Here is a 1565-nt window from a genome sequence, read left to right as displayed (position 1 = left end):
TTTTAGTTTGGTTAAGTTAGAAAGGGCGCACGGTGGATGCCTTGACACTAGGAGTCGATGAAGGACGGGACTAACGCCGATATGCTTCGGGGAGCTGTAAGTAAGCTTTGATCCGAAGATTTCCGAATGGGGAAACCCACCATACGTAATGGTATGGTATCCTTATCTGAATACATAGGGTAAGGAAGACAGACCCAGGGAACTGAAACATCTAAGTACCTGGAGGAAGAGAAAGCAAATGCGATTTCCTGAGTAGCGGCGAGCGAAACGGAACATAGCCCAAACCAAGAGGCTTGCCTCTTGGGGTTGTAGGACATTCTATACGGAGTTACAAAGGAACGAGGTAGACGAAGCGACCTGGAAAGGTCCGTCGTAGAGGGTAACAACCCCGTAGTCGAAACTTCGTTCTCTCTTGAATGTATCCTGAGTACGGCGGAACACGTGAAATTCCGTCGGAATCTGGGAGGACCATCTCCCAAGGCTAAATACTCCCTAGTGATCGATAGTGAACCAGTACCGTGAGGGAAAGGTGAAAAGCACCCCGGAAGGGGAGTGAAAGAGATCCTGAAACCGTGTGCCTACAAATAGTCAGAGCCCGTTAACGGGTGATGGCGTGCCTTTTGTAGAATGAACCGGCGAGTTACGATCCCGTGCGAGGTTAAGCTGAAGAGGCGGAGCCGCAGCGAAAGCGAGTCTGAATAGGGCGTTTAGTACGTGGTCGTAGACCCGAAACCAGGTGATCTACCCATGTCCAGGGTGAAGTTCAGGTAACACTGAATGGAGGCCCGAACCCACGCACGTTGAAAAGTGCGGGGATGAGGTGTGGGTAGCGGAGAAATTCCAATCGAACCTGGAGATAGCTGGTTCTCCCCGAAATAGCTTTAGGGCTAGCCTTAAGTGTAAGAGTCTTGGAGGTAGAGCACTGATTGGACTAGGGGTCCTCATCGGATTACCGAATTCAGTCAAACTCCGAATGCCAATGACTTATCCTTAGGAGTCAGACTGCGAGTGATAAGATCCGTAGTCAAAAGGGAAACAGCCCAGACCGCCAGCTAAGGTCCCAAAGTGTGTATTAAGTGGAAAAGGATGTGGAGTTGCTTAGACAACTAGGATGTTGGCTTAGAAGCAGCCACCATTTAAAGAGTGCGTAATAGCTCACTAGTCGAGTGACTCTGCGCCGAAAATGTACCGGGGCTAAATACACCACCGAAGCTGCGGATTGATACCAATGGTATCAGTGGTAGGGGAGCGTTCTAAGGACAGTGAAGTCAGACCGTAAGGACTGGTGGAGTGCTTAGAAGTGAGAATGCCGGTATGAGTAGCGAAAGACGGGTGAGAATCCCGTCCACCGAATGCCTAAGGTTTCCTGAGGAAGGCTCGTCCGCTCAGGGTTAGTCAGGACCTAAGCCGAGGCCGACAGGCGTAGGCGATGGACAACAGGTTGATATTCCTGTACCACCTCTTTATCGTTTGAGCAATGGAGGGACGCAGAAGGATAGAAGAAGCGTGCGATTGGTTGTGCACGTCCAAGCAGTTAGGCTGATAAGTAGGCAAATCCGCTTATC

1 rRNA gene is annotated in these 1565 nt (G+C 50.4%); it reads left to right on the top strand.

From position 1 onward, the window contains the following. Positions 1-9: 9 nt before the first annotated feature. Positions 10-1565: ribosomal RNA gene (locus ACTFR8_RS30270) — 23S ribosomal RNA — on the top strand; the annotation flags it as partial.

This window comes from Bacillus cereus group sp. MYBK15-3, from assembly GCF_051916765.1.
GTDB classification, from domain to species: Bacteria; Bacillota; Bacilli; order Bacillales; family Bacillaceae_G; genus Bacillus_A; species Bacillus_A cereus.
The sequence above is the reverse complement of the archived record's forward strand: the minus strand, read 5'-3'. Positions and strand labels throughout refer to the sequence as shown.